Source organism: Nocardia sp. NBC_01377 (genome assembly GCF_045040005.1).
Lineage (GTDB): Bacteria > Actinomycetota > Actinomycetes > Mycobacteriales > Mycobacteriaceae > Nocardia > Nocardia noduli.
Window position 1 is genome coordinate 3622471 of the sequence record NZ_CP109566.1, and the last position, 26878, is coordinate 3649348.

Sequence of the window (26878 nt, forward strand, 5' to 3'; positions counted from 1 at the left end):
TCGAGCGGACGTCCTCGGCTAGGGTCGGACACGTTGTTGTCGGCAGCGACCCTTTCGGTGGATCCCAGTGATGATCGAGATCGGACTTGCGGTAATCGCCGTGGCGGAGGCTGTCGGCTTGGTCGCGCTGTGGCGGCTGCTCGCGCGCAGCCGCCGCGACTTCGCGGAACTCGAGCGCAGGGTCGAGACACGTCGGCTGCTGAAGAACGGCGGCCGGGAAGCGGTCAAGACCGTATGGGAGACTGCGAACCTGCTGCGCAAGAAGGGGTTTCGCGGAGCGGTCCTCAGCTCGATCGAGGATCTGGCCGGCTGGGCCCAGGTCGAACGACCGGATCTGGCGCGGTTGACTCCCGACGGTCGGGTCACGATCGCGTTCTCCGATATCGAAGGATCCACCGCGCTCAACGAGCGACTCGGCGATCAGGCCTGGGTCACACTGCTCGACCGCCACGACCGGCTGATCCGCCGACTCGTCACCGCCCACGCCGGGCACGTGGTGAAGGGCCAGGGAGACGGCTACATGATCGCGTTCGCCGAGGCCGAGCACGCCGTGCGCTGCGGCGTCGACATCCAACGCTCGCTCGGCGACACCACCGCGAAATTCACCGGACGCGAACATGTTCGAGTGCGTATCGGCATCCACTCGGGCACATCGGTTCGCCGCGGCGACGATCTGTTCGGACGCAACGTGGCGATGGCGGCCCGGGTGGCCGGGCAGGCCGACGGCGGGGAGATCCTCATCAGCGAGGAAGTGCGGAGCGCGGTGATCGACGAGCCCGGCATCGTCGTCACCGCCGCGCGGGAAGTCGAACTCAAGGGGTTCCAGGGAATCCATCGCCTCTACGCGGTCGAGAGCCGTCGCTGACCCGAACCGTCCCGGGCGACCTCTCGGCCAACGAACTGGTGGACGCCGTTCAGGCGGGCAGTCGCGGCTCCCGATCCGGCGCCCACATCAGACCTTTGATGATCGCGGCCTGCGGTATGTCCTCGATGGCGACGAGTCCGACGGGGGCGTTGCACACCCAGTCGATCGCGTTGACCGCCCTGGCCGCGGTGGAGATGCAGCCCGCGTCCGTCGGGTCGAGCACCGGATGGGATACGTGCGTGTTCACCTCCGCCCTCGGGTCGCCGTCGATCACGACGCGGTGCACGCCGACGTGCCCGTCGGGCGGAAAGTCCCAGTCGGGCGCGGCGGCCGAGGTTTGGACCAACCGGTCCGGTCATAGCCCGGAACAGTCGGGCACACCACTTACCGTTCCTAATACAGTAATGTTGTCAACACCATCTGATGGAGCCGAATCAAGGCGGACGCGGCGTTCCTGCTCGATTTCGCGCGGTGGAGATCGGCTGCTCGACAGGCCGAGGACATGGGGTTCGACGGTGTGGTCAGCCCGGAACCGGCCCACGATACGTTCCTGCCGCTCACACTCTGATGACACCGGTTTTCTCGGACCCCGACCTCACCGTGGCGTCGTATTCGCCGTCATCGGAGGCAGGTCCGCGTAGGTGACGATGCCGGGTCGAGCGGCGACGACGGCCGGGATCGCGTCGACCGCCGGGGACGCGGTCAATGTCGTTCCCATGAGCGCGAACTCGGCCGGGGTGGCGGTTTCCATGTTCTGCGGAAGGAAGTCGATGCGCAGGTTGACCTGCGGGTCGGCGCGAACCTCGATGAGGTAGCCCATCAGGGTCTTCCACGCCGGCTCGAGATCGGTACCGAGTGTCCAGCGCGCGTTCAATTCGATGACATCGGCGCCGCCGACGACCCCGAACCAGGTGATGTCGATTCCCGCCACGGTTCCACGCGCGACATCACGCCCCGCGACATCCAAATCCTCGGTGCCATGCGCGAATTCGGCCTCGTGGCGGATATCGCCCAGCGTCACTCCCATGACCCGGGCCATCATCTCGACGGCGTCGCGGAACTCGTCCACCCCCGCGGCGACATCCTCGGCATGGCCGGGATCACCGGCCGGGCGACCCCAACCGAAATCGTCCTGGTTGCCGTCGGCGGACAGGAATGCCAGATCGAACGATTCGGTGACGCGGATCGACCGGAGATTACGTGACACTCCGGAAGCGACCGCGGCGAGATACTCGATCCACCCCGGATTGACACCGCTGCCGAAAAGGCTCGCGTTACCGGAGATCGCGGCCTTCTCGAGTCGAGTTCGCGCGTCGGCGCCGATCGCGGCGCCGGTGATGAATTCAGCCGTGGTCACGATGTTGATTCCGGCTTCCAACAGCAGGCACAGGTGCCCGACATCCGGATACAACGGCATATAGGCGACGCAGTCGGGGCGCAGCATCGGGCAATTCGAAGGGGCACGATATGTTCCTCGGCTCTCGGGCCTCGATGACGTCGGCCGTCGACGGATGTGATGGCCGCATAGGTTCACCCGCGCGGTGCGGCGCGCCCTCCCTCGCGACCGCCCAATTGCGCTCGATGACTTCCATCGTCGACCAACTGCTCGTCGGCTCCGGACCGCCCTGTTCCCGGACGGTTCCGTGCAGCCACGCGATTCCGAGCGCCGCCGCACAGGCCGCCGCGTTGTGGGTGCCCTGGAAGTCGAAGGTTCGGCCGCAGAAGGAGATGCAGGCCAGATGCGGTTGCGAGACACCGCCTTTCGTTTCCCGGAGAACCTTCGCGTCCACCTCGTCGTTGGTCGCGACGAGCGGCGCTTCGCCCTGGCGGTGGAACGTCGCCGTCGCGTAGCCGCCCGCGCCGAGCATGGCATTGCCGGTCTCCCAGTGCCCGCCGTCGAAGATCGCTCCCCACACGAACCAGTAGTGCTCGAGATGGGCCATCTTGGAGATCTGGGCGCTGATTCCGGGCAGGCAGTACATGCGGTCGACTCCGCCGTAGCCACCGACGATCTCGGAACCCTCGATCCTGCCCGAGACGGCGCAGCCCGAACTGGTGTAGCCGACGTCGTCGGGCGGTCCCGGCACATCGATGCGGGATCGTCCTACCGGTCGCCATCCTCGTCGGCTGGGACACCCTGCCGCAACGTTCCCGCGACCTGTGCGTCACCCTCGCCGATCGGCCCGCGAGGTCGTCGAACTGTACAACCTCGTCGTCTGGAACGAACACGACCTCGAACTGGCCCAGGAGTTGTTCGCCGACACCGTCATCCGCCACGAAGTAGGCGAGGCGCGCACGTTGACCAGGGAAGAGGCCGTCCGCCGCGTCGTCGACGGGCGGATCACCGAGGTGTGGAACCGCGGCTACGGACAGGGCGTGTGGGCATGATCCGTCCACACAGATGAGGCGGACACACATCGACCGACGCCGCCGGAGTTTGCTACCGACTGAAGGCGTATCGCCGTGCGGACGAGGTCTGCGACGGCTTTGGATCTGCTGTGTGGCGGCCAGGCGATGACGGTCGTGACGGCCGGTGCGTCCGGCACCGGCACGATGGCGTGATCGTCGCGAAGTTGGGCTCGGAGCGACTCGGGCATGACCGCACAGGCCCGTCCCAGCGTGATCAGCTGGATCAACTGGGTATGGTCGCGCACCTGAGGGCCGGGGCCGTCCGGATAACTCCCATCCGGTCGAGGCCAGCGCGGCAGGGGCAGGTCCGTCAGGGCGTCGACCTCGGCCATCGACATACGGGGTCGGTCGGCGAGGGGGTGCCCCGCAGGCAGGACCACGACCTGCTGTTCGGTGTGCAGGTCCTCGGTGTCGAATCCGGCCGTCGTGTCGTAGGGCCGGTGGAGTAGGGCAACGTCGGCAGTCCCGTTGCGTAACAGGCGTTCCGGTTCGCCGGGCCCGCACAGCATCACCTCTACTGCGACAGCGCGGGGGTCGGCGGCGTAGGCGTCCAGCAGCTTCGACAACAGGTCACGCGACGCTCCCGCCTTGGTAGCCAGCACCACACCGCCCCGATCGTCGGCGGCGCGGCGGGTGCGGCGCTCGGCGGCTTCGACCGCTCCGATGGCGAGCCGGGCTTCCCGCAGTAGCACCGCGCCGGCCTCGGTCAACGCGATCGCGCGAGAACCGCGGTGCAGCAGAACGACTCCGAGCCGCCGTTCCAGCTGCTGGATCGCCCGTGACAGCGGCGGTTGCGCCATCGCGAGCCGTTGCGCCGCCCGCCCGAAGTGCAACTCCTCGGCGACGGCGACGAAGTATCGCAACTCCCGAGTCTCCACCAGGCCATGGTAACCAGCGATGACCACGGCCGATACCCCTGCGGTATCGCCGCCCACCCGATCGGTCTTGGACGCCACACCCGGAATCGCAGCACGATCGACGATGTGAGTGAACAGATGATCGCGCTGGTGACCGGCGCGAACAAGGGAATCGGATACGAGATCGCCGCAGGCCTGGGCGCGCTCGGCTGGCGAATCGGTGTGGGCGCGCGTGATCGGCGACGCCGCGAGACCGCGGTGGAGAAGTTGCGCGCGGCCGGGACCGACGCGTTCGGCGTGCCGCTCGACGTGAACGACGACGCGAGTGTCGCCGCCGCGGCCGAGCTGATCGCCGACCATGACGGAGGGCTCGACGTCCTGGTCAACAATGCCGCGATCACCGGCGGTATGCCACAGACGCCCACCAAGGTCGATCCCGCGACCGTGCGAGCTGTCGTGGAAACCAACGTGATCGGCGTCATCCGGGTCACCAACGCGATGCTGCCGATGCTGCGCGGCTCGGCATCACCGCGAATCGTCAACATGTCCAGCAGCGTGGGCTCGCTCGCCCTGCGAACCACGCCCGGTATCGACATGGGCCCGGCTCCCGCTGTGTACTCGGCGTCGAAGACCTTCCTCAACGCCGTCACGATCCAATACGTCGAGGAACTGAACGACACCAACATCCTGATCAACTCCGGCTGCCCCGGTTTCACCGCCACCGACCTCAACGGTTTTCGCGGCGTCCGTACACCGCAACAAGGTGCAGCCATCGCGATTCGCCTCGCGACCCTGCCCGACGACGGACCGACCGGCGGATTCTTCGACGACGCCGGAGCCGTGCCCTGGTGACGGGCACCGGCGCGAACCATTCCCGTTCTCGAAATCAGCCGCGCATCGACGGGTCGAGTGGTCACCTCGAACAGGGCTCGAGGAACCGGGGCTCGGCCTCAGCTTGCGGCCGCCAGCACCCTCCATCTCTTTCTGGAACGCGAGCGAGCCTGTGGAGCCGCGCACTCGATTCGTCGGCGCGCTTCGGGAGCACTGATCCGCAGCAGATCGGTCAACAGCTCCACGGTGTCCGGGTAGCCGGTGTCCGCGGCGAGGCCACGACGCTCGGCTTCAGCGACGGCCGCGCGCATGGCAACATCCAATCGCCTCCGTCGGCGTTCGGTTTCGACGAGGGCGCGCAGCAAGTCGACATCGGCCAGATCCCGCCATCCTGGCGTTCGGGCATCCGGCGCCGGCGCGGTCGAATGTATCTTCACGCGAGCCAGGCTACCGCACTGTAGAACATATGTTCGATACTTTGTTTTCCCGGCGTGCCCGAGTCGGCGACCCTGTCGGCGCGCTGTCACAGGCCTGCCGGTGCGGCGCATTCACACAGAACAGTCCACGGGGCCCCAATGGGCCGTATTCGTGTTCTTCGGGTCGGGCTCCGAGGGCCTGCATCTCGGTGTCGAAGCGGTGCGGTTCGCTGCCTGTCCGGTCGGCTGGGGCGAGGCCGATCATGGCGTCGAGTCCGGTGACGAGGCGGCCGTCCTCGGCGTACCGGAACACCACTCCCGGTTTCTCGTTGGCGTTCGGCACCAATGCGGCGGTCCCGATCGAAGCGCGCAGCACCAGTCCTCGGTCTTCGATGCCTTTCCAACTACCGTGCTCCCATGCCCAAGCCCAGCTTCCGTAATGCCCCGCGCTGACAACATATCCGTCGGATGCGTAGAGAAGGTCGCCCAGTTCGTGGTGGAAGGCATCCTGCTCGCGCACTGCCACGGTATTTCGGTCGACACCCATCCGCTCCAACAGTTCCCGGGCGTTGACTTGACGCGCGAAGGTGAGGCTGAGCAGCGGCAGATCCCTGCCGTACATCCACCCGAGGCCACCTGTCGTGGTGTTCACGACGCCCGCGATTCGTTGATCGCGATAGAGGTCGGGAAACGTAGACCATGATCATGAAACCAGGCGTCGTCATCAGCTGAAGCAGTCACAGCGACCGACACTGCCATGAGCCGCCGACATCCACGGCCGGGCCCGGATTCTCGAAACCCCCCTGAACGCACGGCAATCGGCGCTATCGCCCATTCCACGCGAACGCCAAACGGCCCGAGATAGTCTCGGCCGTCGCTGTCGTGTCCGATCGGCCCGCGAGATCGCCGAGCTGTACAACCTCGTCGTATGGAACGAGGCACGACCTCGTGGCCCGGGAATTGTGACCCGCCATCTCACGTCCGGCCGAGGCAACACGATGTTGCTACTTCGAACCTGTCGGCCCGAAGTTGAATTCCGAGGGCTGGAGAATGACGAACCCTGCGCCGAGGAATCGCACCTGCGCTACCTCACCGGAGCCACCACGCAGCATTGATCCGAAACTCTGGGTGCGCACGATAGATGTCCGCAAGCCCGACCAGCCGATCAGGGCATCGGAATCGATGAAACACCGGTTGCTGGTGGCCGACGGGGACGACGATCGGCTGACCGTGGCTCGTGATCGCCAGCCGACCCCGCCCCTGGAACACGCAATTGAACAAACCGTCGCCGACGAAAGCACTTGTAGCGAAATCCAACGGGGAAGGTTCGGCTTGCTCCTGACGCAATGTCAGGCCCGAGCGTCGGCGGTGCCAGCGCAAATAGCGTCGGTGGGAGTGAGAGACAAGCCAGACCTTCGTGCTATCGATGCCGCACATATCGACTTCAGCTGAAGCATACGTTCTCGGATCGCGCGTTTCTCCGCACTATCGGACCTTCCACGCGAACACCAACGGCCCGAGATAGTCTCGGGCCGTCGCTCTTCGAACTGTCGCATCTGCTGTCGGCAGGGGGTCGACAGCATTCTCGATGACGAAATCCAGGGTGCGGACTTCGAATACTTCGCTACTTGACCGCAGCGGCCAGCTGATCAGCGTAGGGGGCAGTGAATTTTCCGACGATGGGAAGTTCCGCGCGGACCCCGCCGGTCTTGTTGGCCTGGATCATGGCCATGATCCAGACGACGAACGCGAGGACCGCGAGAGCGAGTCCGGCGAGGCTGAAGATGATCCCCAGTGCACCCAGCAGCGAGCCGAGGACGCTCAGAACGACATTGAGCACCGTGACCGCACCGAAGAAGACGATCGATTGCGAGGCGTGGAATTTCACGTCGGGGTCGTTCTTTCCCACGAACAGGAAGACGACTCCGGTGACCCACCCCAGTGCGTAGGACAGGATCGCGCTCGTCTTTTTGTCCAAGCCGGTGGACTGTGGTTGATTCGTGGGGGATTCAGAAGATGTCATGGCGTAAGTAGATCACGCGCGAGGGCAACCTACCGATCCCAGTTTTCGGCGCGGACCGACGGGCCGCGCGTCGGCCTGTGACCGAGATCGTGGACGGGTTCTCTCGACGAGACGGCTGCCGATGCCCTCGCAATTCCCGGATGGCGGCTGTTACACAATCGAGCTCCGAAAAGCCGGGCGGCGGAGTCCGTGTCCGAGCAAGGACCGCCGACGTACCGAGACCTCGAGATCGACCTCGGGCTTATCTATCCCGATCGGTGAATAGGCGGTGTCCGAACGATGGCGACGAGCCACCGAGTTCGTAGCCGGAAGTTCATCGCGATGGAAAGTCGCCTTTGCAGGCGCCGCGACAGCAGGATACGGTGTGCCCGTGATCCTCTCTCGTGGAAAGGGCGCTGCGCGCCCCTGCTGGTGATCCCCGGTACGTCGTCGGTATCCCTCGACGCCGACGGTCGGCCCGATTCACTCACCAGCGTGATTCGGTCCTCGTTCCCCGCCGCTCTGGCATCCGATGTCGAGGTTGCGGCGCAATGTCTTCCGTCGGCTCGCGCACCCGTGATGCGGAGCGGTTGCCGTGCCCGAGTCGGTGGCAAACCCGTGGCGCTCGACCTCGACCTCGACACCGGTACCGCGCGATGGCGCGGTCACGTCCTCGTCGGGGCCGTACCGGTTTTGCCGACCGCGCTGACAGTGACCGGGCCCGGGCGACTTCTCCTCGGTGCCAGCGATGGGCGAATTCTCGAGTGTGTCGACGTCGGCACGTCGCCGGACGTTGTCCACTCCGATGCGCTTGGCCGTCGATAGTCCTCCCCCATGTCAAGATATCGATAGCAGTCAGTCGCCGATGTTCTTGCGCTGGTTCGCATTGAAGCGCGCTTTCTTCTGACGATTCCCGCATGTGTTCATGTCGCACCATTTGCGGGTGCGACTTTGACTGGTATCGAAGAAGGCGGCTCGGCAGGTCGGCGACGCGCACAATGCCAATCGTCCGTCTCGTTCGCCCGCGATGATGCTGATCGCGTCGGCGGCGATCACCCCCAACGCATCTTCCACGCGCGTAGCCGAACCGAGTCGCCATCGCCGATTGCCCTCGGGCGTCAGGACGGCCGCGGCCCGCCCCTGAATGCTGCGGTCATTGATGACTCGGACCGCGGGCGTGGGAAGAGCGTCTCCGATCGCGGCCGCTGTCGCGGCGGTGTGAATCGATTCCCTCAACTCCCGGGCGAGTTCGAGCTGGGCGGGGGTGCAGGACTGGACGGCGAGGCCGTTCACTGCCAGCCAGTCGACCAGGCGTCGCGGCGTGGGAATGCGCTCCACAGCGTTGCCATGACGTTCCGACAGGGTCCCGGTGAAGCTGGTTGCCAGCACGCTACCGAGCCGATATTCAGGGAACTCAGTACTACTGGCGCACCGGGTACAACTGGCGGTCGTTCGAAGAACGCCTCGACCGAATCGGCCAGTTCCGTACGACCATGGATGATCTGGGAATCCACTTTCTGCACCGCCGGTCCACGCGCACGGACGCCACTCCTCTGATCTTGACGCACGGCTGGCCGGGCAGCATTGCCGAGTTCATCGCTGTGGTAGATGAACTGGCGGATCCGAAAGACGCAGAGACGCAGGCATTCCACGTCATGGTCCCGTCGCTACCGGGCTTCGGTTACAGCGACAGGCCGACCACCACCGGGTGGGGAACCGAAAAGATCGCGGCCGCATGGGTGAAACTCATGGGGAGGCTCGGCTACAGCAGGTTCGCGGCCCACGGCGACGACTGGTTGAGTCCGGGGTGATCACCACGATCCTCGCCGGCAGGTTTCCGGCGCACGTTCTCGGCATCCATACAACGACCGCGCAGGCACCGCACGGGTTGCCCACCGACGGGCCGACCGCGGCCGAGCGCGAGTGGACCGAGGGAACCCGCGACTTCTGGCGCCACCGCGCGGCATACGCGAAACAGCGGGCGACCCGACCACAGACCATCGGCTACTCGCTCGTCGACTCACCGGTCGGTCTTCTCGCCTGGATCCTCGACAAGTTCGCCGAATGGACAGACACCGAAGACAGCCCGTTCGAGACGATTTCCAGAGACAGAATTCTCGACGACGTCACCCTCTACTGGCTGACGCGGACCGGTGCATCGGCGGCCCGCATCTACGACGAAAGCCACAACTCGCTCGACCCCGAACTCCGGGTCGACGTCCCGTCGGCGATCAGCGTCTATCCCCACGATATCGAGAAGTGTCCACGCCCCTGGGAGCAGCAGCGGTTCCGACGGATCGTCCACTGGAGATCGCCCGAAACCGGGGGACATTTCCCGTCGCTGGAGGTTCCAGAGTACTTCGTCGAAGACCTGCGAGATGGTCTCACGGCAGTGCTGGCCGCCAATCGGTGAACGCGGCCGGGTGCCATTCTACCGATCCCAGGTTTTCGCACGAGGCCACAGATCGTCGATGGCCGCTCAGGGGGATTCTCAGATGGTCCATCGATGGCCGGGACTGCCACTCGCGCGTATCTCCCGCGCGAGAAAGCTCGGAGTCTGCCCTACCGGCGGGCGCGGCCCGCTCACGCCACCTCGTGTAGTGTCGTCCGGTTCACGACATCGTGAAACCGTATGAGACCGAGAGGGATTCACCATGCAATACCCCATTTCGAGATTGTTCGCCTGTATCACTTCGGCGGTAGCCGCATCGGTGCTGACCTTCGGCGCACAAGCCATGGCCTCCCCGCTGGAGGATCTCGGCGTGGGCGACTGCGTCGCCATCACCGACAACACACCCGAAAACACCGTCGGCGCCAGCGTCGCATGCTCCGACCCGAACGCCGTCTACCGAGTTCACTCCGTTCACCACAGCCTCGCCGACTGCCCGTCCGACGACTACACCACCTATACCAAGGAGACCCGTACCGGCACCCTCCGCCTGTGCCTGGCACCCAGCTTCCGGCAGGGTTCCTGCTACAACGACGTCGGCACCTCCCCCTACATGCAGGTACCGTGCGGCACCCCCGAGGCCACCTTCCGAGTCTTGTTCCGCATCGACGGCACCACCGACAGTGACCGCTGCCCCGACGGATCCGACCAATACATCTCGGTCCCCGACCCCGCCACCCTCTTCTGCCTCACCACACCCTGATCTCGTTCGGCACCGGGTCGTGCGCATGAATCCCGTTGTCGGTGTTCAGATTCAGCACCATCGAGACGAAGGCCTCGATCGAATGAGAGCACAGGAAAACGACGGCAGACCAGTTGCGTGAGATGAGTACGAGCTCGAGTTACAGCGGCGGCGCGGTGCCGTCGGGGAACTCGAGCGCCGCCGGGGCGAAGCCGACGACGGTGAACGACGGGCATCCGATCCGGAGGCGGAGGATTGCTACATGAATGTCGGCGCACGGATATGGTGCCTGCGCCACGCCGAATCGGAGAATGTGATCGCGGGCTTGGCCGGAGTAATGCCGATGTCGCCGTTGACATCCCGCGGGTTTCGCCAAGCCGCGGCGGCAGCGCGTGCGCTGGCCACCGAGCCGATCGCCCGTGTCTATTGCAGTACGGCGCTCCGCACACGACAAACCGCCAGGGCCCTGCTGGCGAGTCGCGCTATCGACATCGTGACACCTACCGAGTTGGCCGAGGTCGGGATCGGCAGGGCGGAGGCGACCACCGATCCCGGTGTCCGACAGCGGACCGCCGCGGCACTACATGGCGTTCGCGATCGCCGGGCAGCAACGCGACCCGACTCGGGACCACCAGCCCCATCAGCTTTGCATGCCGATCGGCGCACCCGCCAACCCGAAGAGGGCCCCGCTATCCAGCCCCGTTCTCCCGCCGGGCCTTCCGCTTGGCCAACGCCATCCGCATCAGGTAGATCGGAGTCGGCGGCACCCATCCCAACTGCACCGCCTGGCCGAGATCGTCGCGGTTGGCCCAGTGCTCGATGACCTTGCCGTCCGCGATCCGCAGCCAATGCGACTGCGTGACAGCGAAAGTCTTGCCGGTCGGTGGGAACACCTGGTCCACCTGCCCGTCCGCGCCGTAGGCCACGAACGGCCCGACGTGGCGGCCGTGCATGGTGGTGTGCAGAGCGACGAGGTCACCGTCCACGACGGCGGATTCGATCGTGTGGTGCAGGTCCGCGTACGCGGCGCGCAGCCAGAGCGCGGTCGCGTAGTAGGCGGCGGGTCCGCGGCCCCTGGTGGCGGGCGGTTCGGCCGCGGCCTCCCGGTTGGTCGCCTCGGGGTGGATTATCGCGTCGAAATCGGCGCGTTCACCGTCGGCCATGATCTGCACCGAGCGGATGGCCAGGGCCCGCGCGGTGTCGGCTGCGGTCAGGGTTGTGCTGTCCATGAGGGTCTCGCAATCGAGTCAGGTGAACTTGTCTCCCTATGTATCGATCGCGACGGGCTTCGGGTTCAATTCCACGGACAACACCACGCTGAGACCGACCTCTGACCTGCATGACGACTTCCCGCAGACGCCGAACGCCACCGCGGGCAGCAGCCCCTGCCGTACAGCGCCCACTATGGTCGCGGCACGCTTTCAGCGGGCTACGACACATCGGCGCTGGGCTGCGAGGAGCGAAAGCGTATGTGCGCCAATGGTTCACCGGCGACGGTGACCGGTTCCGACAGTGGATCGCCTCGGAAGACGACGACGTCGCCGCGGCGCTCGTGGGCGGTGCTGTCGACCGGGCCCGGGTTCGCTTGTAGGCCGGGCCCACCGAGCGCGGGGGTGGGATCGGCGGGGTCGTAGACATGGACCGTACTGCCACCGGCGGTCGGGTCGGGGCTCAGTCCGCCCGTGTCGTGCAGGTTCAGGCGTTCGGTCCGTGTGCCGGGCGGCGGCCACGAGGCCAGGTCGAACCATCGTTCGGTTCCGGTCAGGTACGCGCGGATCGGCGCGACCCGGTCACTTTCGGCGTCGGCGAAGTGTTCGCGCAGGAACGAGACGGTCTCGCCGACCGAGGGTGCGCCCAGTCCGCGTGAGATATGGCCCCACGGGCCGAGGGTGAGGCGTGGGGGGCGTCCTGCCGCGGCGAGTTGGGCGTGGTTGCGCAGCTGCCACGGCAGGAAGATGTCGTACCAGCCGGTGATCATGTAGACCGGCGCGGTGACTTCGGGGACGGAGGCGGTGTGCGACTGCTGGGTCCAGAACTCGTCGGTGAGGTTCTCGTGACCGACCCAGTCCTGGTACCAGTGCACGCGATGCCCGGTCGCCGCCACGTCACCCTCGGCCAGCGGGAGCGCGTCGAATGCCTTGTTCAGCGCGGGATCCGGGCGCAGCGACTCAGGATAATCCTGAGTCGCTGCCCGTGCACCATGCGGTCCATCATCTGGGTCAAGCCGAGGGCGTTGTGCAGCGAGAACGCGGCGTTGTCCCAGGTGATGGCGCCGAAGTCGGGCATGGTGGTGATCAGGCACAGGGCGTCGGGCGCGCTGTCGGGGTCGACTTTCTGTAGTTCCGCGGCCACGGCCCACTGGGTATAGCCCATGTAGCTGGCGCCGAAGGTGGCGACCGACCCGGCGCACCACGACTGTCGACGTACCCACCGGTGAGTGCTGACGCCGTCGCGCTGTTCATCGATCTGCGGGGTGAAGACGCCACCTGCCCGGTGAGATCGCGTTGACGCGGATGCCTTCGGCGCCGAGTTCACGCGCGAAGGTGATGGTCAATCCGGCGACCGCGAGTTTCGAGGTGCCGTAGGCGGCGCCGCCCAGATGCGCTGCCGCGGAGACGATATCGACGATGCTGGCACCGTCGCGGTGCGCCATGTGCGGATGCGCGGCGACGGTGCACGCGATCACGCCGACGACGTTGACCTCGAAGAGGCGTCGGGTTTTCGGCAATCCCAATTCGCCGATGGGTTTGCTGTATTCGTCGCTGTGCAGTCCGGCGTTGTTGAGATGAGAACGACGGTGGCGCCTTCGTCGGCGAGCGCCACGCCGAAAGCCTTTCCGAAGCCACGCGCACCGCCGGTGATGACCGCGGTGGTCTCGGCTCGCGTTCGCTCGACTGTTTCCAACGGGCGATTCCTCAGCGTCACATCCGACTCCTTCGTGGCTGCCGCCGGATCGGAGAATAGCATTCTTTCTATTCGGAATGTCGTTTTTGCACATCCGCCGACGACGTCGTTCGGCGGATCCGACGTGGTCATCAGCCTCGCGCCGTCCCGCGACGAGATCGGCACAGACTCCCCCGTCGGGCCGAAGCTCCACTTTTCGTCAATACCCCTTGCCGCATCTCGACGCCTTCCACGCCCGCGGTCGAGACCCCCGCCACCCACGACACCCGCGGCAGATTGTTATGTACGAAACGGTTTTCGACTTGGGCAGGAGCCCCACTTCCGATGGCCGGAGCACGGACCACCGAAACCTCGAAATGCTCGGCTCGAGCCGGACCCGGCAGGCGAATCGGCCGCGCGAATCGTGCCGTGCCGACCCCGAACTCGGCGAAAGAGGAGATCGTTCGTCGCAAAACGGACATCATTGGCCGGACGCGCGGGCCCGAGCCTCGAAAGCACCCGGTAGCCCCGGGTCGGTCGAGACCTCCCGCGCGTGAGATCGACCGAGGAGCACTGTGCACATCGACACCGAACGATCGACCGCCACCACCCGGCGCGGCAGCATCTTCAGAACGATCCGAACACCGACCGTCATACTCGCGGCGGCCCTGATGCTGGTCGCCGGTTGCGCCCGCGACGGCACGGGCGGCGAGGACGCGACTGTCGGCAAGACCACCGGTTCCTCCATCCCGAGCGAGTTCGGAGATCTCGGGGCCGTCTGCGGCAAGGGATCGCCGACGAAATCCTCCGCCCAGGGCGTCACCGCGGACAAGATCGTCGTCGGTGTCTTCACCGACTTCGGGTTCACCAAGGATCCCGAATTCGTCGATGCCGCGAAGGTATTCAGTTCCTGGTGCAACGATCACGGCGGGGTGGCGGGCCGCAAGGTCGAAGTCGTCGTCCACGACACCAATCTCACCGAGGTCCGTCAGAGGATGCTCGACGCGTGCCGCGACGATTTCGCCCTTGTCGGCGGCGGTGCCGGATTCGGTGCGCTCGGAGTCAAAGAGCGGCTCAAATGTCTGCTGCCCAGCCTGCCCGCGCAGGTGTCCGGGGCCGGGGCCGTCGGTGCCGATCTGGAGATCAGCGCCTCACCGGCGGCGCTGCCGTTCCACGACATCTACTCCGGTTTCCACCGATGGCTGGTGCACGAAGGCTATCCGGCATCGATCGACAAAGTCGGAATGATCGATGCCGATTCCCCGGTCACCAAAGCGCTCGGCGAGATGACCGAGGAAGTATTCCGCGCCCAAGGGGCCGGCATCGCCTATCACGACTACTACCCGGTCGCGGGCATATCGAATTGGGCGCCCTATGCCCAGGCCATCAAGGAGAAGGGGGTTCGAGGACTGGTCTTCAACGGACAGCCCGAACAGCTGCCCAAACTCGAAGACGCGTTGACCCAGATCGGGTACCGCCTCGATTGGATCGATGCGACCAACAACAACTACGCCGACTCGTTCCTGAAGGAACTCGGGCCGTCGCTGGCATTCCAGAACAACGTGGTGGATCTGAGCGGCGTCGCACCCTTCGAGAAATCGAACGAAGTGCCCGCGGTGCGACAGATCGAGGCGATGTTCGCCGAATACGCTCCCGGTGCGCGAATCACGTTTCCGCAGCTTCGCTCGATCTCGTCCTGGCTGTTGTTCGCGAAATCCGCGACCACGTGCGGCGACGACCTGACCCGTCGCTGCCTCTACGAAACCGCGAGCGCGGTGAAGGCGTGGACCGCCGGTGGCCTGCACGCACCGGTGGATCTGAGCGATCGGGAGAAATCGGTCTCCTGCTTCAATATCGAACGCGCCACACCCGACGGCTGGGTTCCGGCCGATTTCAAACCCGATACCGGGCTGTATCGCTGCGATGTCGAACTCTACCGATTCACCGAGAATTACGGCGCGCCGACGACACTGGCCGATGTCGGGAAGTCGATGACGGAATTCGAATAGAGAACGCGGGCGTCGACCGAGAGGGCCTGCCGAGCGGGATCCCGCGACACTCGAACCATGGTGATTCGAACGGTCACCGAGTGCCGACTCCGCAGCTCAGTAGCCCTCGATGGTCCCCGCCCGGCCCGATTTCGGGCCGGTGCACCCGAAATCGGGGCTTACCGTGTGAATCCCCGGGTGATCGAGCCCGGGGATACCCGACCTCCCTCCAGCGAAGGTGGACCACGCACGTGAGCACATCATCGATCGGGCACGGCACCGCCACCGAGACCGCCACGAACACCATCGATTCGGAGACGCTGCGCCGCTGGCTGGCCGACGGCGACGAACTCGCGGTGCTCGACGTCCGTCCCACCGACGTGGTCGGCTACGCCTCACCCCTGTTCGCAACGAACCTTCCCGCCGATCGGGTCGAGGCGGAGATCGACCGGTTCGTACCACGCAAACTCGTGCGAACCGTGCTGGTCGACGACGGTGACGCGACCGCGAGCGCCGTCGCCGTAGCGCTGTCCGCTGCCGGGCGGACCGAGGTCTACGTCCTGTCCGGCGGTATCCCGGAATGGACCCGCCACGGCACCGAGAATCTGCCGACCTTCGATATCCCGGGCCAGACATTCTCGCTCGGCATCCGTGACGAACGCGAGACACCGTCGGTCACCGCCGCCGAACTCGAGACACTGAAGAACGAGAGCGCCGACGTCGTCGTCATCGATACCCGCACGGTCGCGGAGTTCACCGCCGGTCACGTGCCCGGCGCTGTCGGGGTGCCCGGCGCGGAACTGCTGCTGCGGTTCGCCGACGTGGTCCCCTCCCCCGACACCCACATCGTCGTCTCCTGCGCGGGACTGCCCCGCGCGATCATCGGCGCCCAGACCCTGATCGACGCGGGTGTGCCGAACCGGGTGTCCTACCTGCACGAGGGAACCAAAGCCTGGAAGCAGGAGAATCTCGAACTCGAGACCGGTGCGACCGCCCTGTACGGCCCGGTCGACGAGGCCGCTCGCGAACGCGCCGCGCAGTGGGTCCGGGCGATCTCCGCCGACGACGAGTTCGACCGCGTCGACCTCGCGACCGCACACGAGTGGGCGGCCGATCCCGACCGCACCACCTACCTGCTCGATGTGCGCACACCCGAGGAATTCGCTCGCGGACACCTGCCCGGATCGATCAATTCCGAAGGCGGACAACTGCTCGGCGTCTCACACCGGACCATCGCCGTGCGTGGCGCGCGCGTGGTCCTGATCGACGATCTCACCGCCGCCCGGGCCTCGGTGGTCGCGCACTGGCTGCAACGCCGCGGCTTCGAAATCGCCCTGCTGCTCCACGATTTCGAGGCGCGGGCCTGAGCGCTCGGACTCACCTGGAGAAGGGTCCGCGTCGGTGCGGAGCGTGCGATCTCACCGTTTCCGCCGAAAGTTCTCGCGGCGAACCGGAACAGTTCAGACGTCGGCAACCCCGGTGGGACACTCTGGCGGTGCGGTCTTCGGTTCCGACGTCGATGTCCGTAGGAGGAGTCCGAACGGATGGATCGCCGGAACAACGCGATCGGACGGCGCAGCGTGCTGTTCGCGGCCGGGGGTGCGATCGCGCTGACCGCACTGGCGCAGCCGACGCAGGCGGGGACGATCACGCGGACCGTCTCCGCCGGCCCCGAGGAGTGCGGCAAGCGAGCGGACCTGGCCGAACAGGCGGTCGTGGCACGGCACGTGCGCACGCTCTGGGGTCTGCCGCAGCGACAGCTCGGGGCGCTGGTCTGGCCCGCGTCCCTGGCGGAACAGTCGTTCGGACGATGGTGTTACTGGTGGCAGGCCCACCTGCTCGATTGCGCGGTGGACGCCGCGTATCGCGCGGGCACCGACGAACGTGTGGAGCGGGTCGTCTCCCTCGCACGTGGGATCCGAACCCGTAATCTCACCGGCTGGACCAACCGGTACTACGACGATATGGCCTGGCTGGCACTGGCGCTCGAACGCGCCGACCGACTGCTCGGCATCCGGTTCGGCGACGCCGTCGACGATCTGCGCGCCGCGTTGCTCGACGGCTGGAACCCGGAGGTCGGCGCTCTGCCCTGGCGGTCCGGCGACGACTACTACAACACCCCAGCGATCGGTCCGACCGGTATCGCCATGGCTCGGCTCGGCGAGTTGTCTCGCGCCGGACAACTCGCCGAATTCCTGCACACCCGATTGCGCGACGCCGACAGCGGCCTGATCGTCGACGGCGTCCACGAGCCCGGTGGACGGATGAACCGCACCGTCCACACCTACTGTCAGGGTGTGTCGATCGGTCTCGAAGCCGAATTGGCCTCGCGCACAAATGATTCGAGCCATCGCCGCCGCGCCGCCACACTCGTCGCCGCGACCGCGACGGGACTCACCGACAATGGCGTGATCATCGCGGCCTCCGGGGACGACTCCGGACTGTTCATGGGCATCCTCGCCAGATATCTCGCCGAGGCGGCGCTGTCATCCGGGAGCACGACCGCGGCGGATATCGTGCACGCGTCGGCGCGGGCGGCCTGGGAACATCGCGCCGAGGTGGACGGACTGCCGCTGTTCGGCGCGGATTGGACCCGCGCGGTCACGGTGCCGGAGTATCCGGGAGCCTTTCTCCAGCCGACGGACTCGTCCGCCGCGTCGTCGGCGAACCTGAGCCGCGATCTCTCCGTGCAGCTGAGCGGGTGGATGCTGCTCGAAGCGGACTACCGGCTCACCGCCGCCGGACGCTGAACCCGCTCGAGCCCACTCGGACCCGACCACCGAAGAATTCGATCGACCGCTAGGGTGCTGTCGAGCACACAACCCGACACCGAGGAGAGTCGGGGCACACGATCGACACCGTGGCGACCACCGGAGAAGTGATTCGCCGACGGCGTCATCCCGTGGCGATCGGGCTGACGCTCACCATTCGAACGCTCGGATGCACTGAGCCGCAACGCAACTCGCTATCCCTCGTTCGACGCACACCGAGGTGGCGTGCTCGATCACATGGCTCGTTCTCGGCCGTGCGGTCGTGGTCGGCGCTCGCCGTGGGTCCGGGATCCGCACCGCCGCCGCGCGCGTCTCACACCGCAGACTGATTGCATCTCATACCAAGGGATTACATCGAACGAGAATCCGGCCGATAGCTTCGAATCGTCACCTCGGCACCGACATACCGAGCAGTTCCCGCCGACATCGATTCTCCGATCGACATCGACCCGCATCGAGGACACGCGCGGGTGGCATCTCCGACCCAGCTCTCAGGAAGATCTATGACGACACCGGCCTTGGTCTCCACATCAGTTACACCGTCACCGCGGCGCGGTGGCACCGACGGTGATTACGCCCGTCTGCTACGGCGGATCTCCGAAGCGGGACTGATGAACCGGCGTCCCCGCTACTACACCGTCCGACTCGGACTCGTCGGGATAGCGTTCGCGGGAGGCTGGGCGGCGTTCGTCCTCGTCGGTGACTCCTGGTGGACCCTCGCGGTGGCGGCGTTCATGGCGGTGACTTTCGCGCAGACCGCCCTGGTCATGCACGACGTGGCGCACCGCCAGGTGTTCCGGCTGCGGCAGCGGACCGAGATCGTCGGCCGAATCGTCGGCAACGCGGGCATCGGCCTCGGGTACGGCTGGTGGCAGGACAAGCACACCAGGCACCACGCCAACCCGAACCACGAGGAACTCGACCCCGACGTCGCGCCCGACCTTCTGGTCTGGTCACAACGGCAGGCGCGAGCCAGCCGAGGCCCGGCGCGTCTCATCGGACGGGCGCAGGCATACCTGTTCTTCCCGCTGCTGATGCTCGAGGGTCTGAACCTGCATGTGGCGGGAGTCCGCGCGCTCCGAAATCGTTCGGTCAAACACCGCGCACTCGAAGGCGCGCTGCTCTTCGGCCATTTCATCGCCTACCTGGCCGTGCTGTTCGCCGTGCTGCCCGCCGACAAGGCCTTCGCGTTCCTCGCGGTGCACCAGGCGCTGTTCGGTCTGTACATGGGCTGCACCTTCGCCCCGAACCACAAGGGTATGCCGACCCTGACCGGCGACGACCGCCCCAACTACCTGCGCCGACAGGTGCTGACCTCCCGCAACGTGCGCGGCGGCGTGCTGACCGATATCGCCCTCGGCGGACTCAACTACCAGATCGAGCACCACCTGTTCCCGAGTATGCCGACGCCGAATCTGCGGCACGCGCGGGTGATCGTCCGTGACTACTGCGCCGAGATCGGCGTGGCGTACCACGAAACCGGGTTGATCCGCTCCTACAGCGAAGCGCTGAAGCATATGCACCACGTCGGCGCGCCGCTACGCGCCGACGACGGCCACCGGGCCTGATGACCTGCTTCCCGGCCGGGTCGGCGTGGCGAAGTCGGCGTTTCGCGAGGACACTGAGGACGTAGCGCCCCAACTCGTCCCCAGGAGCACATGCGATGGCAACCAACGGGCCTTTCGGCATCGATCCCGAAGATTTCGAACGCGCGCTGCGCGGGGCGGGAACCGAACTCCGGGACCTGCTCGGGAAAGCCGGCGTCTACCTGGATCGCGTCGACCACACGACGGTCGGTTCGCTCGCGTCGCTGCTCGGTCAGTTCACCCGACCGGAAGCGCCGCGCGCGCCGAAACCCGAGGGCGAGACCACCGGGGAGACCGGCAGCGGCGTGTGGGCGATCTACAGCCTCGGCGACAACGGCGAGGCCAGAGTCGACCAGGTCTTCCCGAACGAACTGGAGGCCCTGCGCGCGCATCGCGACAACACCGACGATCGCCGTCGGGTGCGGTTCCTTCCCTACGGCGTTCCGGCCAGCGTGCTGGACGCTCCCTGAGCGATCAGAACCGGTTCGCCGCGGAGACCGAGCGGTTCCGGCGGAAGTTGTTCGCGCACTGCTACCGGATGGTCGGCTCGGCGCAGGACGCCGAGGACCTGGTGCAGGAGACCTACCTGCGGGCGTGGCGCTCCGACTCCGGATTCGATGGCCGCGCGTCGGTTCGGTCCTGGCTCTACCGGATCGCCACCAATGTCTGTCTCACCGCGTTGCGGACTCGACGTAGCCGGGTACTGCCCTCGGGTCTGACCGGCCCGTACGACGGGCCCGAACGACCACCGGATCTTGTTGCTCCGGAGGAGGTCTCGTGGCTGGAGCCACTGCCGGACAGGCGATGAGCGCGAGCCGCAGCGACTCCCGCGCGACGACCACCGTCGCCGGATCGTCGTCGACCGGGGCGATCGAATGCGTGCTTCGCCGTGACGATCCCGTTCAGGGCAGCAGGGCGAGTTTTCCGACGGTCGCTCTGTTCTCCAGTTCGGCGAGTGCCTTCGGGCCGTCGGCCAGGTCGTATATGGTCGGCTGTCCCGGGGTCAGTGCAATCAGCTTTCTACTCGGCGTGCATGATCGGGCCCGACCCCGTGTCGATGGGAGGTGCCCTCACCATGTAGACCTCCACCACCACCGGAAGGAATCGGCGGGCCGGAAATCGTCCGGAGACCAGCGGACCAGAAGCGGGACCCGATACCCGCTACCGAGGCGAGGCCGGGATCTGCACCGACGAGGACGTGTCGACACCGCGACCGTCCAGACTCTTCGCGGGTCCGAATTCGGCGATCACCGTGCCGTGCCGGATGACGCCGGACAGTCCGGGGAGTTCGGTCGGCGCGGACCACGTCCGGAAACCGTCGTGACTGTCGCTGTAGAGGTAGCGACCCTCGGTATACGCGTCGAGGTAGATGCGATGCCCGCCGTCGGACAGTCGCACCACCGACTGTCCTTCGCGCGGACCGCCCCAGCCCGCCCAGTCCCCTTTGGCCACGAAGCTGTACGGGCCCAACGGATTATCGGCCACCGCCAGTTCGATCAGTGTGGTGTCCTCGTTCTTCACGAACGCGTATACCCGCCCGTCCAGTCGCACGAGCTCGGTATCGATATAGCCGAGCGAGCCCGGACCGCTCGGGCTCAAACCGACTAGCGGGATCGGCGGCGTCCACGCGGAGAACCCCGCCCCCAGCGGTGCGAGCAGATGCGGGGTGAAGCCGTGACCCCAGGTCAGCGACACGATGATGCCGACCCGGCCCGCCGCATCCGAATACCACTCCGGCGCCCACGCCCCCTCCAGGCGGCCCGGCACCGACATCGGCACCGGCGCCATCGCCGTCCAGTCGATACGATCCCGGCTGCGTGCCAGTCCGATCGAGGTCGCGTCGGCGGCCATCGTGTAGGTGAGGTAGTACCAGCCGTCGGTGTGCAGCAGCACGCTGGTATCTCGAACCAACCCCGTGGCGGGCGTGTAGGCGCGTTCGGCCACCGGCGTGAACCGTGTCCCGTCCACCGACTCGTACACCGCCGCGGTGGTGTCGTTGTCCGCGCGGAACGCCGCCATCGTGTACCGCACGGGCACGCGCACCGAATCGACGCCGACCCCCGGTAGCGCCGACTGTGCCCGAGCCGGACCCGCCGCCAGCAACGGCAGTCCGGCCAGCAGCGCGAGTGCCGATCTGCGTCCCACCGTGATCGCCATGAGCAGCGATTCTGCGGGCCGCGCGGCACTATCCACGGCAGGCGCGCCGGGCCGGGACCCCGTCGGGGACGGCCGACAGCGCCTCGTACGGGCCGTCCGCGCCGGAGCCGGGTGAAGGATCCGGCAATCCGGACGGGGTAGCGGTGACGAAGCTCAAGGGAACCGATGATCTTTCCCCGGCTTCGAGGAGGTTGTCCCTGTGCGTTCGAGAAGGAAGTTCGCGGCACTGGCCGCTGCGGTGATGATCGGTTCGGTCGGTCCCGCTCTCACCGGGGTCGCCGGGGCGGTGCCCGCGGCGGCGGGCGGCACCATCGTCACGGTCATGGACGCGACGCAGGCTCTCGGACTGGATCCGAGCAGCGGCCTGGACGGCCTTGCCGCATTGTGGGTGGGCGGCGGCCGAGTGGCCTTCTTCGGCCACCGCATCAGCGGGGGCACGATTCGTTTCGGTGGCGAGATCACCGTGCGTTCCGGCGCGAGAACGGCCCGGTTGACCGATCTCACGCTAGACATCGGGACCGGCACCGTGGATGCCACGCTCGACAGCCGCCCGTTGCGGCTGGCCACCATGGACACCGACAACCTCCGCCTGCGCAAGAACCCCGGTGACAAGAACCTGTACCTCGGCATCGGATTCGGCGACGACAACCGGGTGGTGCTCACCGCCGACGGCTCGACCGCGCTGAACAGCGCACTCGGTCTCGGCACCCTCGAGCAAGGCCTGCCCCTGCTCGTCGGCACCATCAGCGCGGGCCTGGCCGTGGACGAGCGAGTCGCCGCCGAGGTGAACACCGACGCGATGGCCCTGATCGAGAACGGTGTCGTCGTCGATATCGGACTCGACGACCGTATCGATCTGTCCGACGATCTCGGCCGAGGCTGACGCCGCCGTCGCGTTCGCCGACCGGTCAGGGTTTGCGGGCGATCACCGCGAACATCGTCACCGAGAAGTGGTAGTCGCCCGCCGCGATGCCGTGCTCGATATCGCCGAGCAGCCGATCGCGCTGTTCGGCGGTGATGGTCCCGTCCGCGACAACGCTTTCCGCGAACGCGGTGCACATCGGCACCGCCGAGTCCGGCCCCCAGATGACAGCCTCGGAGCCCACGTCCTCGATCACGAATCCCGCCTCGGCCAACAGACCGCGCAACCGTCGGCCGGACCGCCGGTTCGGGACGGCGGCGTCCATCCGTTGCCGCATCGCCTCGATGACCTGCGGATCCCCCGGATACAGGATCGCGGTCGACCAGTCGCTGTCGATCAGCGCCACCCGCCCGCCGGGCCGCGTCACCCGGGCGATCTCGGCGGTAGCCCGCGCCGGATCGTCCAGGTGCTGGTAGACACGTTCGCAGCGGAGCACGTCGACCACGGCGTCCGGCAGCGGCAACGCGTAGGCCGATCCCTCGATGAATTCGGTTCTCACCCCGGCCGCCCGCTGCCTCGCCACCACCAGCATCGACGGGTTCGGATCGATCCCGATCGCCCTGCCGCTCTCGCCGACCGATCGGGCCAACTCCACGACTTCGGTACCGGTACCGCAACCCAGATCCACGGCGGTCTCGCCTGCCCGCACGGCCAGCGCGTCGCGAACCCACCGACGCATCCGCACGACACCGGGCAACTCGGCCTGATCGTCGAGAAGCCGCACATTCAGTGTCTGCTCGGCGCGATGAACCTGGTCGATATGGAAGGACGGAACGCCACCCTGATCGCTCACCCCGCCAGTATGCGCGCGCCCGCCGCCGCTCCGAAGCCGCCGCGCGCGTGCGATAGCCACCCGATTGCCGAAGCTCCGCAGATCCGGCAGCAGGGCATCACCGTGTGACGACGGTCCGCATCCAGTCGAGGACGGCGTTCTGATAGGCCACGGTATTGCGCGCGAGATTGACCGAGTGGCCGGCGCCGGGGAGGACGAAGGCACGCAATTGTGCGGCGGGGGCGAAGTACTGGGCCTCGGCGGCGAGCAGGGTGGCGCTGTCGCGGCACACCGCGAACTCGGGTCCGCACGACAACCGGTCCAGGCTGCCGTTGACCAACAGGACCGGCGCGTCGATCAACGAGGACATCCCGGGCAGGGTGGAGGTGAGTCCGTCGGGATATTCGGTGAGCGAGAAGGTCTCCTTGGTCGACTCGTCGAGAGCCAGTACCTGCGGATCTACGTTCCCCTCGCCGTGGAAATCGCGTTCGCGGGTGCCGGGGCGGGTCACCAGATAGCCGGAATCGAGTCCGCCCGAGGCGAAGTCGGGGTCCTCGACGGCCGGATGGTAGGTGCTGATCACGCCGAGTACCTCGGGGACGTTGAGCGCGTGCGAGTAGCCGGTGAGCAGGACTCCGTCGACGTCGCGGTAGGCGGTGGCCTCCATGACCGAGGTGCCCGAACTCAGCGAGTGACCGGCGGTGACCACCGTGGCGAACGGCGCGGCCCCGGCGACGCCGTGCCGTAGCGCCTGCACGATGCCGTGCAGCGCCTCGGCGGTGGCGGTGGCGGTCAACGACGCACTGGGCGGTCTGCTGCTCGCGCCGTTGCCGAGTCGATCGGCCACCAGGGTCGCGTAACCCGCCGCGTTCATGGCCCGGCGGAAGTTGTAGGTCTCCGGGGCGTAGGGGAAGTCCCAGTAGGTGTGGTTGTAGTTGGAGCCCGCCATGAGCACCATCACGGTGTCGGTGGGCCGATCCGGCAGGCACAGGGTGGCGGCCAGGACACCCTGTGGCACAGGGAAACTCAACTCTTGACACCGAGCCTGCGGCGTGGTCGGTTCGGCGGTGACCGTGCCGGGGCAGACGAGGCACAGCAGCAGCGCCGCAGCGGAGGCGGCCAGGTTTCGGACCGAGGTTCGCACGCGAGGAGCTCCCTTGGGTGGCGGCGATACGCGCCGACCTGTCGGCCGACCATCGGTGAGGCAGGGTATAGCGATGTGCCCGCGACACGCAAGACAGCGACACCTCGGCGAATCCTGATAGGCCCCGGCCGGTTTCACAGCTATCGCGCCGTAAAGGATTGTGAGAAGCTCCAACACGGTGCCGGTCACTATGGCGAAAGTCCGCCGACCTGGGCAGGGCTACGAGGATGTTCCTGGAAGGTTGCGGTTCACGATGCACGACATGGGCGCACGCGCGGTGCACCTCGTTGGCAGTTATCCGGCCGGGAGTGCCGAGGAGGCGATGCTGGCAATGCTCGAGGGCGCCGGTGCGCGCCTGCTGACGCTCCCGACCGGTGAGACGAGCCGCTACGAGTTCTATATCCAGCCGATCATCGAAGGGTTGGCGGCGCAGGGGGTGCTGGAGGTCAAGCGGGCCGGATCGTGGGAGTCCAGCCGGGAACGCACCGTGTACCAGGTGCCGCGCGGCACCGAATTGACCGGTGACGCCATGGAACTCGGATATCGCGCCGAGGCGGAGGAGGCGCTGCCGATCTACCGGCGGCTGCGTGCCGAGCGTGATCTCACCGGCCTGCCGTTGCAGATCGGCATGCCGACCGATTTCACGCTGGCCTTCATCGCGATGGGCGTCGCCGGAATCCGTTCGCACCGTGACGCTTTCCGGGCTGCGGCGGCCCGCGATATCGCGGCGATTCGCGAGTCGGCGGGTGAGGAGGTGATCGTGCAGTTGGAGGCCACCGCCGAGATGGTGCTGACCGCGAAATCCGCACCGTTGCATCGAGGATTGGACTCGATCCTGGGCATCGGGAAAGGTATCGCCGCGGCGGCCGAGGCCGCTCCCGCGGGCACCCGCTTCGGTGTGCACCTATGCGTCGGCAGTATGAACAACCGGTCCCGCGTCACCATGCGGGACGCGCGGCCACTGGTCGAACTCGCCAACTCGGTGGCACGCCGATGGCCGTCGGACCGACCGCTCGAATACATACACGGGCCCTTCGCCGCCGGGGATGTCCCGCCGTCCACCGATCCTCGGTTCTACACGCCCTTGGCCGATCTGGACCTGCCGTCGGGTACCCGGTTCATCGCCGGGTTCGTGCACGAAAGTCCTTCCTTGGAAGAACAATCCACGACACTGCTGATGATCGAGGAGGCGCTGGGCAGGCGACTGGACGGCATCGCGAGCGCCTGCGGCCTCGGTCGGCGGCCGCGGGAGATCGCCGACGCGATGGTGGCCCGCGCCGCCGCCCTGGCCGATGTGACGTGATGCCCGGCGGATCAGGCCTTGCGGCCGATTCCGCCCAGCAGAACCAGATTGGTGCCTGGCAGGTCGTCGTCGAGCCAATCCTGCACGGGGACCACACCGGGCCCGAGCGTTTCGAAACCGTCCAACAGCCGCGTCACCTCTTCTTCGGTGCGGTAGCGCGGCTGCGAGGAACTGCCCGCGGTGCTGTCGGAGGATCGCTCGATGAAATCCTTGTGCGTGTCGTCGCTGCCGTGGGTGAAGGCCAGATAGCTACCCGGTGCCAGCTCGTCGCGCAACCGCGCGATGATTCCCGTCGGATCCTCGTCGTCCATGACGTAGTGCAGGACACCGACGATCAGGATCGCGACCGGTCGGTCGAAATCTATGAGCTGTTCCGAACGCAACCGCTCGAGGATGACGTCCGGCTGCCGGATATCGCCCAACATCGACGTGACACCGGGCGAACTGACCAGCAACGCGTTGGCGTGCACGTGGACGACCGGGTCGTAGTCGACGGCCACCACGCGCGCGTCCGGCTCGATCGCCTGGGCCACCTCGTGCACATTCGGCGAGATCGGGATGCCCGCACCGATATCGACGAATTGACGCACGCCCGCTCGCGCGGCCATTTCCACCGCGTGCAGCAGGAAACGGCGACTGAACCACGCGGTGGTCCTGGTGTCGGGCGCGACCGCGAGCATCTGGTGGGCCAGTAACTGGTCGACCTCGTAGTTGTCCTTACCACCCAGCAGGTAGTTGTAGACGCGCGCCGCGTTCGGCCGGTTGGGATCCGCGCCCTCTGGCACGCGTGCGGCCTCGGCGGCCCTGTCCTCGATATCCCCGCTCACGGCCGCAACCCTAC

26 protein-coding genes and 3 pseudogenes are annotated in these 26878 nt (G+C 66.7%); 14 read left to right on the plus strand and 15 right to left on the minus strand.

The window, feature by feature from the left end:
* Window positions 1–70 precede the first annotated feature (70 nt).
* Complete coding sequence (locus OG225_RS16580; RefSeq protein WP_405182480.1) at window positions 71–865, plus strand: adenylate/guanylate cyclase domain-containing protein; 795 nt, start codon at window positions 71–73, stop codon at window positions 863–865.
* A gap of 49 nt (window positions 866–914) precedes the next feature.
* Here the strand turns inward: OG225_RS16580 and OG225_RS16585 are convergent.
* The 3 genes and pseudogenes from OG225_RS16585 to OG225_RS16595 form a co-directional block, all read right to left on the minus strand.
* Window positions 915–1202, minus strand: a pseudogene (locus OG225_RS16585) (hypothetical protein); the annotation flags it as partial.
* 258 nt (window positions 1203–1460) lie between these two features.
* Window positions 1461–2309: a dihydrodipicolinate reductase gene (locus tag OG225_RS16590; RefSeq protein ID WP_405182481.1), complete on the minus strand. Its 849-nt coding sequence runs from the start codon at window positions 2307–2309 to the stop codon at window positions 1461–1463.
* Entirely contained in the window at window positions 2209–2952 is a 744-nt protein-coding gene (locus OG225_RS16595; protein WP_405182482.1) for a hypothetical protein, read from the minus strand. Before OG225_RS16595 ends, OG225_RS16590 begins: the two co-directional genes overlap by 101 nt.
* A gap of 73 nt (window positions 2953–3025) precedes the next feature.
* On the opposite strand from OG225_RS16595, the gene OG225_RS16600 reads away from it, so the two are divergent.
* Entirely contained in the window at window positions 3026–3253 is a 228-nt protein-coding gene (locus OG225_RS16600) for a hypothetical protein (protein WP_405182483.1), read from the plus strand.
* On the opposite strand, the gene OG225_RS16605 is transcribed toward OG225_RS16600, so the two are convergent.
* Window positions 3229–4152, minus strand: a complete 924-nt coding sequence (locus OG225_RS16605; RefSeq protein WP_405182484.1) for a LysR family transcriptional regulator — start codon at window positions 4150–4152, stop codon at window positions 3229–3231. The two genes, OG225_RS16600 and OG225_RS16605, sit on opposite strands and share 25 nt — an antisense overlap.
* Window positions 4153–4257: 105 nt before the next feature.
* On the opposite strand from OG225_RS16605, the gene OG225_RS16610 reads away from it, so the two are divergent.
* Window positions 4258–4983 (plus strand): SDR family NAD(P)-dependent oxidoreductase, encoded by a 726-nt coding sequence (locus tag OG225_RS16610; RefSeq protein ID WP_405182485.1) that lies wholly within the window; start codon window positions 4258–4260, stop codon window positions 4981–4983.
* A gap of 426 nt (window positions 4984–5409) precedes the next feature.
* Here OG225_RS16610 and OG225_RS16615 read toward each other — a convergent pair whose 3' ends face one another.
* The 3 genes from OG225_RS16615 to OG225_RS16625 all read right to left on the minus strand — a co-directional run bounded on the left by OG225_RS16615 (window position 5410) and on the right by OG225_RS16625 (window position 8769).
* On the minus strand, window positions 5410–6030 hold the full coding sequence (locus tag OG225_RS16615) for a DUF6461 domain-containing protein (RefSeq protein ID WP_405182486.1): 621 nt from the start codon (window positions 6028–6030) through the stop codon (window positions 5410–5412).
* Window positions 6031–7002: 972 nt separating this feature from the next.
* Window positions 7003–7356 carry a DUF4870 domain-containing protein gene (locus OG225_RS16620; protein ID WP_405182487.1) on the minus strand — a complete coding sequence of 118 codons (354 nt, stop codon included), beginning with the start codon at window positions 7354–7356 and terminating at the stop codon, window positions 7003–7005.
* A gap of 879 nt (window positions 7357–8235) precedes the next feature.
* Window positions 8236–8769 (minus strand): CGNR zinc finger domain-containing protein, encoded by a 534-nt coding sequence (locus OG225_RS16625; RefSeq protein WP_405182488.1) that lies wholly within the window; start codon window positions 8767–8769, stop codon window positions 8236–8238.
* Here OG225_RS16625 and OG225_RS16630 point away from each other — a divergent pair.
* From OG225_RS16630 to OG225_RS16640, 3 genes and pseudogenes are all read left to right on the plus strand, one after another.
* Window positions 8760–9793: pseudogene (locus tag OG225_RS16630) on the plus strand (epoxide hydrolase family protein). The gene OG225_RS16625 and the pseudogene OG225_RS16630 overlap by 10 nt on opposite strands.
* Before the next feature lie 241 nt (window positions 9794–10034).
* A complete protein-coding gene (locus OG225_RS16635) occupies window positions 10035–10532 on the plus strand; it encodes a hypothetical protein (RefSeq protein ID WP_405182489.1) in 498 nt (165 codons plus the stop codon).
* Between the two features lie 241 nt (window positions 10533–10773).
* Window positions 10774–11127, plus strand: a pseudogene (locus tag OG225_RS16640) (histidine phosphatase family protein); the annotation flags it as partial.
* A gap of 73 nt (window positions 11128–11200) precedes the next feature.
* Here OG225_RS16640 and OG225_RS16645 read toward each other — a convergent pair.
* The 4 genes from OG225_RS16645 to OG225_RS16660 form a co-directional block, all read right to left on the minus strand.
* Window positions 11201–11740 carry an ester cyclase gene (locus tag OG225_RS16645; RefSeq protein WP_405182490.1) on the minus strand — a complete coding sequence of 180 codons (540 nt, stop codon included), beginning with the start codon at window positions 11738–11740 and terminating at the stop codon, window positions 11201–11203.
* Between the two features lie 200 nt (window positions 11741–11940).
* Window positions 11941–12615, minus strand: coding sequence for a CocE/NonD family hydrolase (locus tag OG225_RS16650; protein ID WP_405182491.1), 675 nt, complete (start codon window positions 12613–12615; stop codon window positions 11941–11943).
* A gap of 38 nt (window positions 12616–12653) precedes the next feature.
* Window positions 12654–13046 (minus strand): CocE/NonD family hydrolase, encoded by a 393-nt coding sequence (locus OG225_RS16655; protein WP_405182492.1) that lies wholly within the window; start codon window positions 13044–13046, stop codon window positions 12654–12656.
* On the minus strand, window positions 12970–13245 hold the full coding sequence (locus tag OG225_RS16660; protein WP_405182493.1) for an SDR family NAD(P)-dependent oxidoreductase: 276 nt from the start codon (window positions 13243–13245) through the stop codon (window positions 12970–12972). Before OG225_RS16660 ends, OG225_RS16655 begins: the two co-directional genes overlap by 77 nt.
* Before the next feature lie 724 nt (window positions 13246–13969).
* Between OG225_RS16660 and OG225_RS16665 the strand changes: the two genes are divergently transcribed.
* The 6 genes from OG225_RS16665 (at window position 13970) to OG225_RS16690 (ending at window position 20547) form a co-directional block, all read left to right on the plus strand.
* The gene (locus OG225_RS16665) at window positions 13970–15403 is read left to right on the plus strand and encodes an ABC transporter substrate-binding protein (RefSeq protein WP_405182494.1); all 1434 of its coding nucleotides are present in this window, start codon (window positions 13970–13972) and stop codon (window positions 15401–15403) included.
* Window positions 15404–15633: 230 nt separating this feature from the next.
* Window positions 15634–16749, plus strand: a complete 1116-nt coding sequence (locus tag OG225_RS16670) for a rhodanese-like domain-containing protein (RefSeq protein ID WP_405182495.1) — start codon at window positions 15634–15636, stop codon at window positions 16747–16749.
* Window positions 16750–16926: 177 nt separating this feature from the next.
* Window positions 16927–18132, plus strand: a complete 1206-nt coding sequence (locus OG225_RS16675) for a glycoside hydrolase family 76 protein (protein WP_405182496.1) — start codon at window positions 16927–16929, stop codon at window positions 18130–18132.
* Between the two features lie 524 nt (window positions 18133–18656).
* Window positions 18657–19721 carry a fatty acid desaturase family protein gene (locus OG225_RS16680; RefSeq protein ID WP_405182497.1) on the plus strand — a complete coding sequence of 355 codons (1065 nt, stop codon included), beginning with the start codon at window positions 18657–18659 and terminating at the stop codon, window positions 19719–19721.
* 95 nt (window positions 19722–19816) lie between these two features.
* Complete coding sequence (locus tag OG225_RS16685; protein ID WP_405182498.1) at window positions 19817–20209, plus strand: hypothetical protein; 393 nt, start codon at window positions 19817–19819, stop codon at window positions 20207–20209.
* Window positions 20206–20547 carry a sigma-70 family RNA polymerase sigma factor gene (locus OG225_RS16690; RefSeq protein ID WP_405183284.1) on the plus strand — a complete coding sequence of 114 codons (342 nt, stop codon included), beginning with the start codon at window positions 20206–20208 and terminating at the stop codon, window positions 20545–20547. Before OG225_RS16685 ends, OG225_RS16690 begins: the two co-directional genes overlap by 4 nt.
* A gap of 353 nt (window positions 20548–20900) precedes the next feature.
* Here the strand turns inward: OG225_RS16690 and OG225_RS16695 are convergent, their stop codons facing one another.
* On the minus strand, window positions 20901–21896 hold the full coding sequence (locus tag OG225_RS16695) for a hypothetical protein (RefSeq protein ID WP_405182499.1): 996 nt from the start codon (window positions 21894–21896) through the stop codon (window positions 20901–20903).
* A 199-nt stretch (window positions 21897–22095) separates the two neighbouring features.
* Here OG225_RS16695 and OG225_RS16700 point away from each other — a divergent pair, with 199 nt between their 5' ends.
* A complete protein-coding gene (locus OG225_RS16700; protein WP_405182500.1) occupies window positions 22096–22779 on the plus strand; it encodes a hypothetical protein in 684 nt (227 codons plus the stop codon).
* A gap of 25 nt (window positions 22780–22804) precedes the next feature.
* On the opposite strand, the gene OG225_RS16705 is transcribed toward OG225_RS16700, so the two are convergent.
* Window positions 22805–23611: a methyltransferase domain-containing protein gene (locus OG225_RS16705; RefSeq protein ID WP_405182501.1), complete on the minus strand. Its 807-nt coding sequence runs from the start codon at window positions 23609–23611 to the stop codon at window positions 22805–22807.
* A gap of 97 nt (window positions 23612–23708) precedes the next feature.
* Complete coding sequence (locus OG225_RS16710; RefSeq protein ID WP_405182502.1) at window positions 23709–24734, minus strand: alpha/beta hydrolase; 1026 nt, start codon at window positions 24732–24734, stop codon at window positions 23709–23711.
* A gap of 262 nt (window positions 24735–24996) precedes the next feature.
* Here OG225_RS16710 and OG225_RS16715 point away from each other — a divergent pair, with 262 nt between their 5' ends.
* Window positions 24997–26037 (plus strand): hypothetical protein, encoded by a 1041-nt coding sequence (locus OG225_RS16715; protein ID WP_405182503.1) that lies wholly within the window; start codon window positions 24997–24999, stop codon window positions 26035–26037.
* Between the two features lie 11 nt (window positions 26038–26048).
* Here the strand turns inward: OG225_RS16715 and OG225_RS16720 are convergent, their stop codons facing one another.
* On the minus strand, window positions 26049–26864 hold the full coding sequence (locus OG225_RS16720; protein ID WP_405182504.1) for an SAM-dependent methyltransferase: 816 nt from the start codon (window positions 26862–26864) through the stop codon (window positions 26049–26051).
* Window positions 26865–26878: the final 14 nt, after the last annotated feature.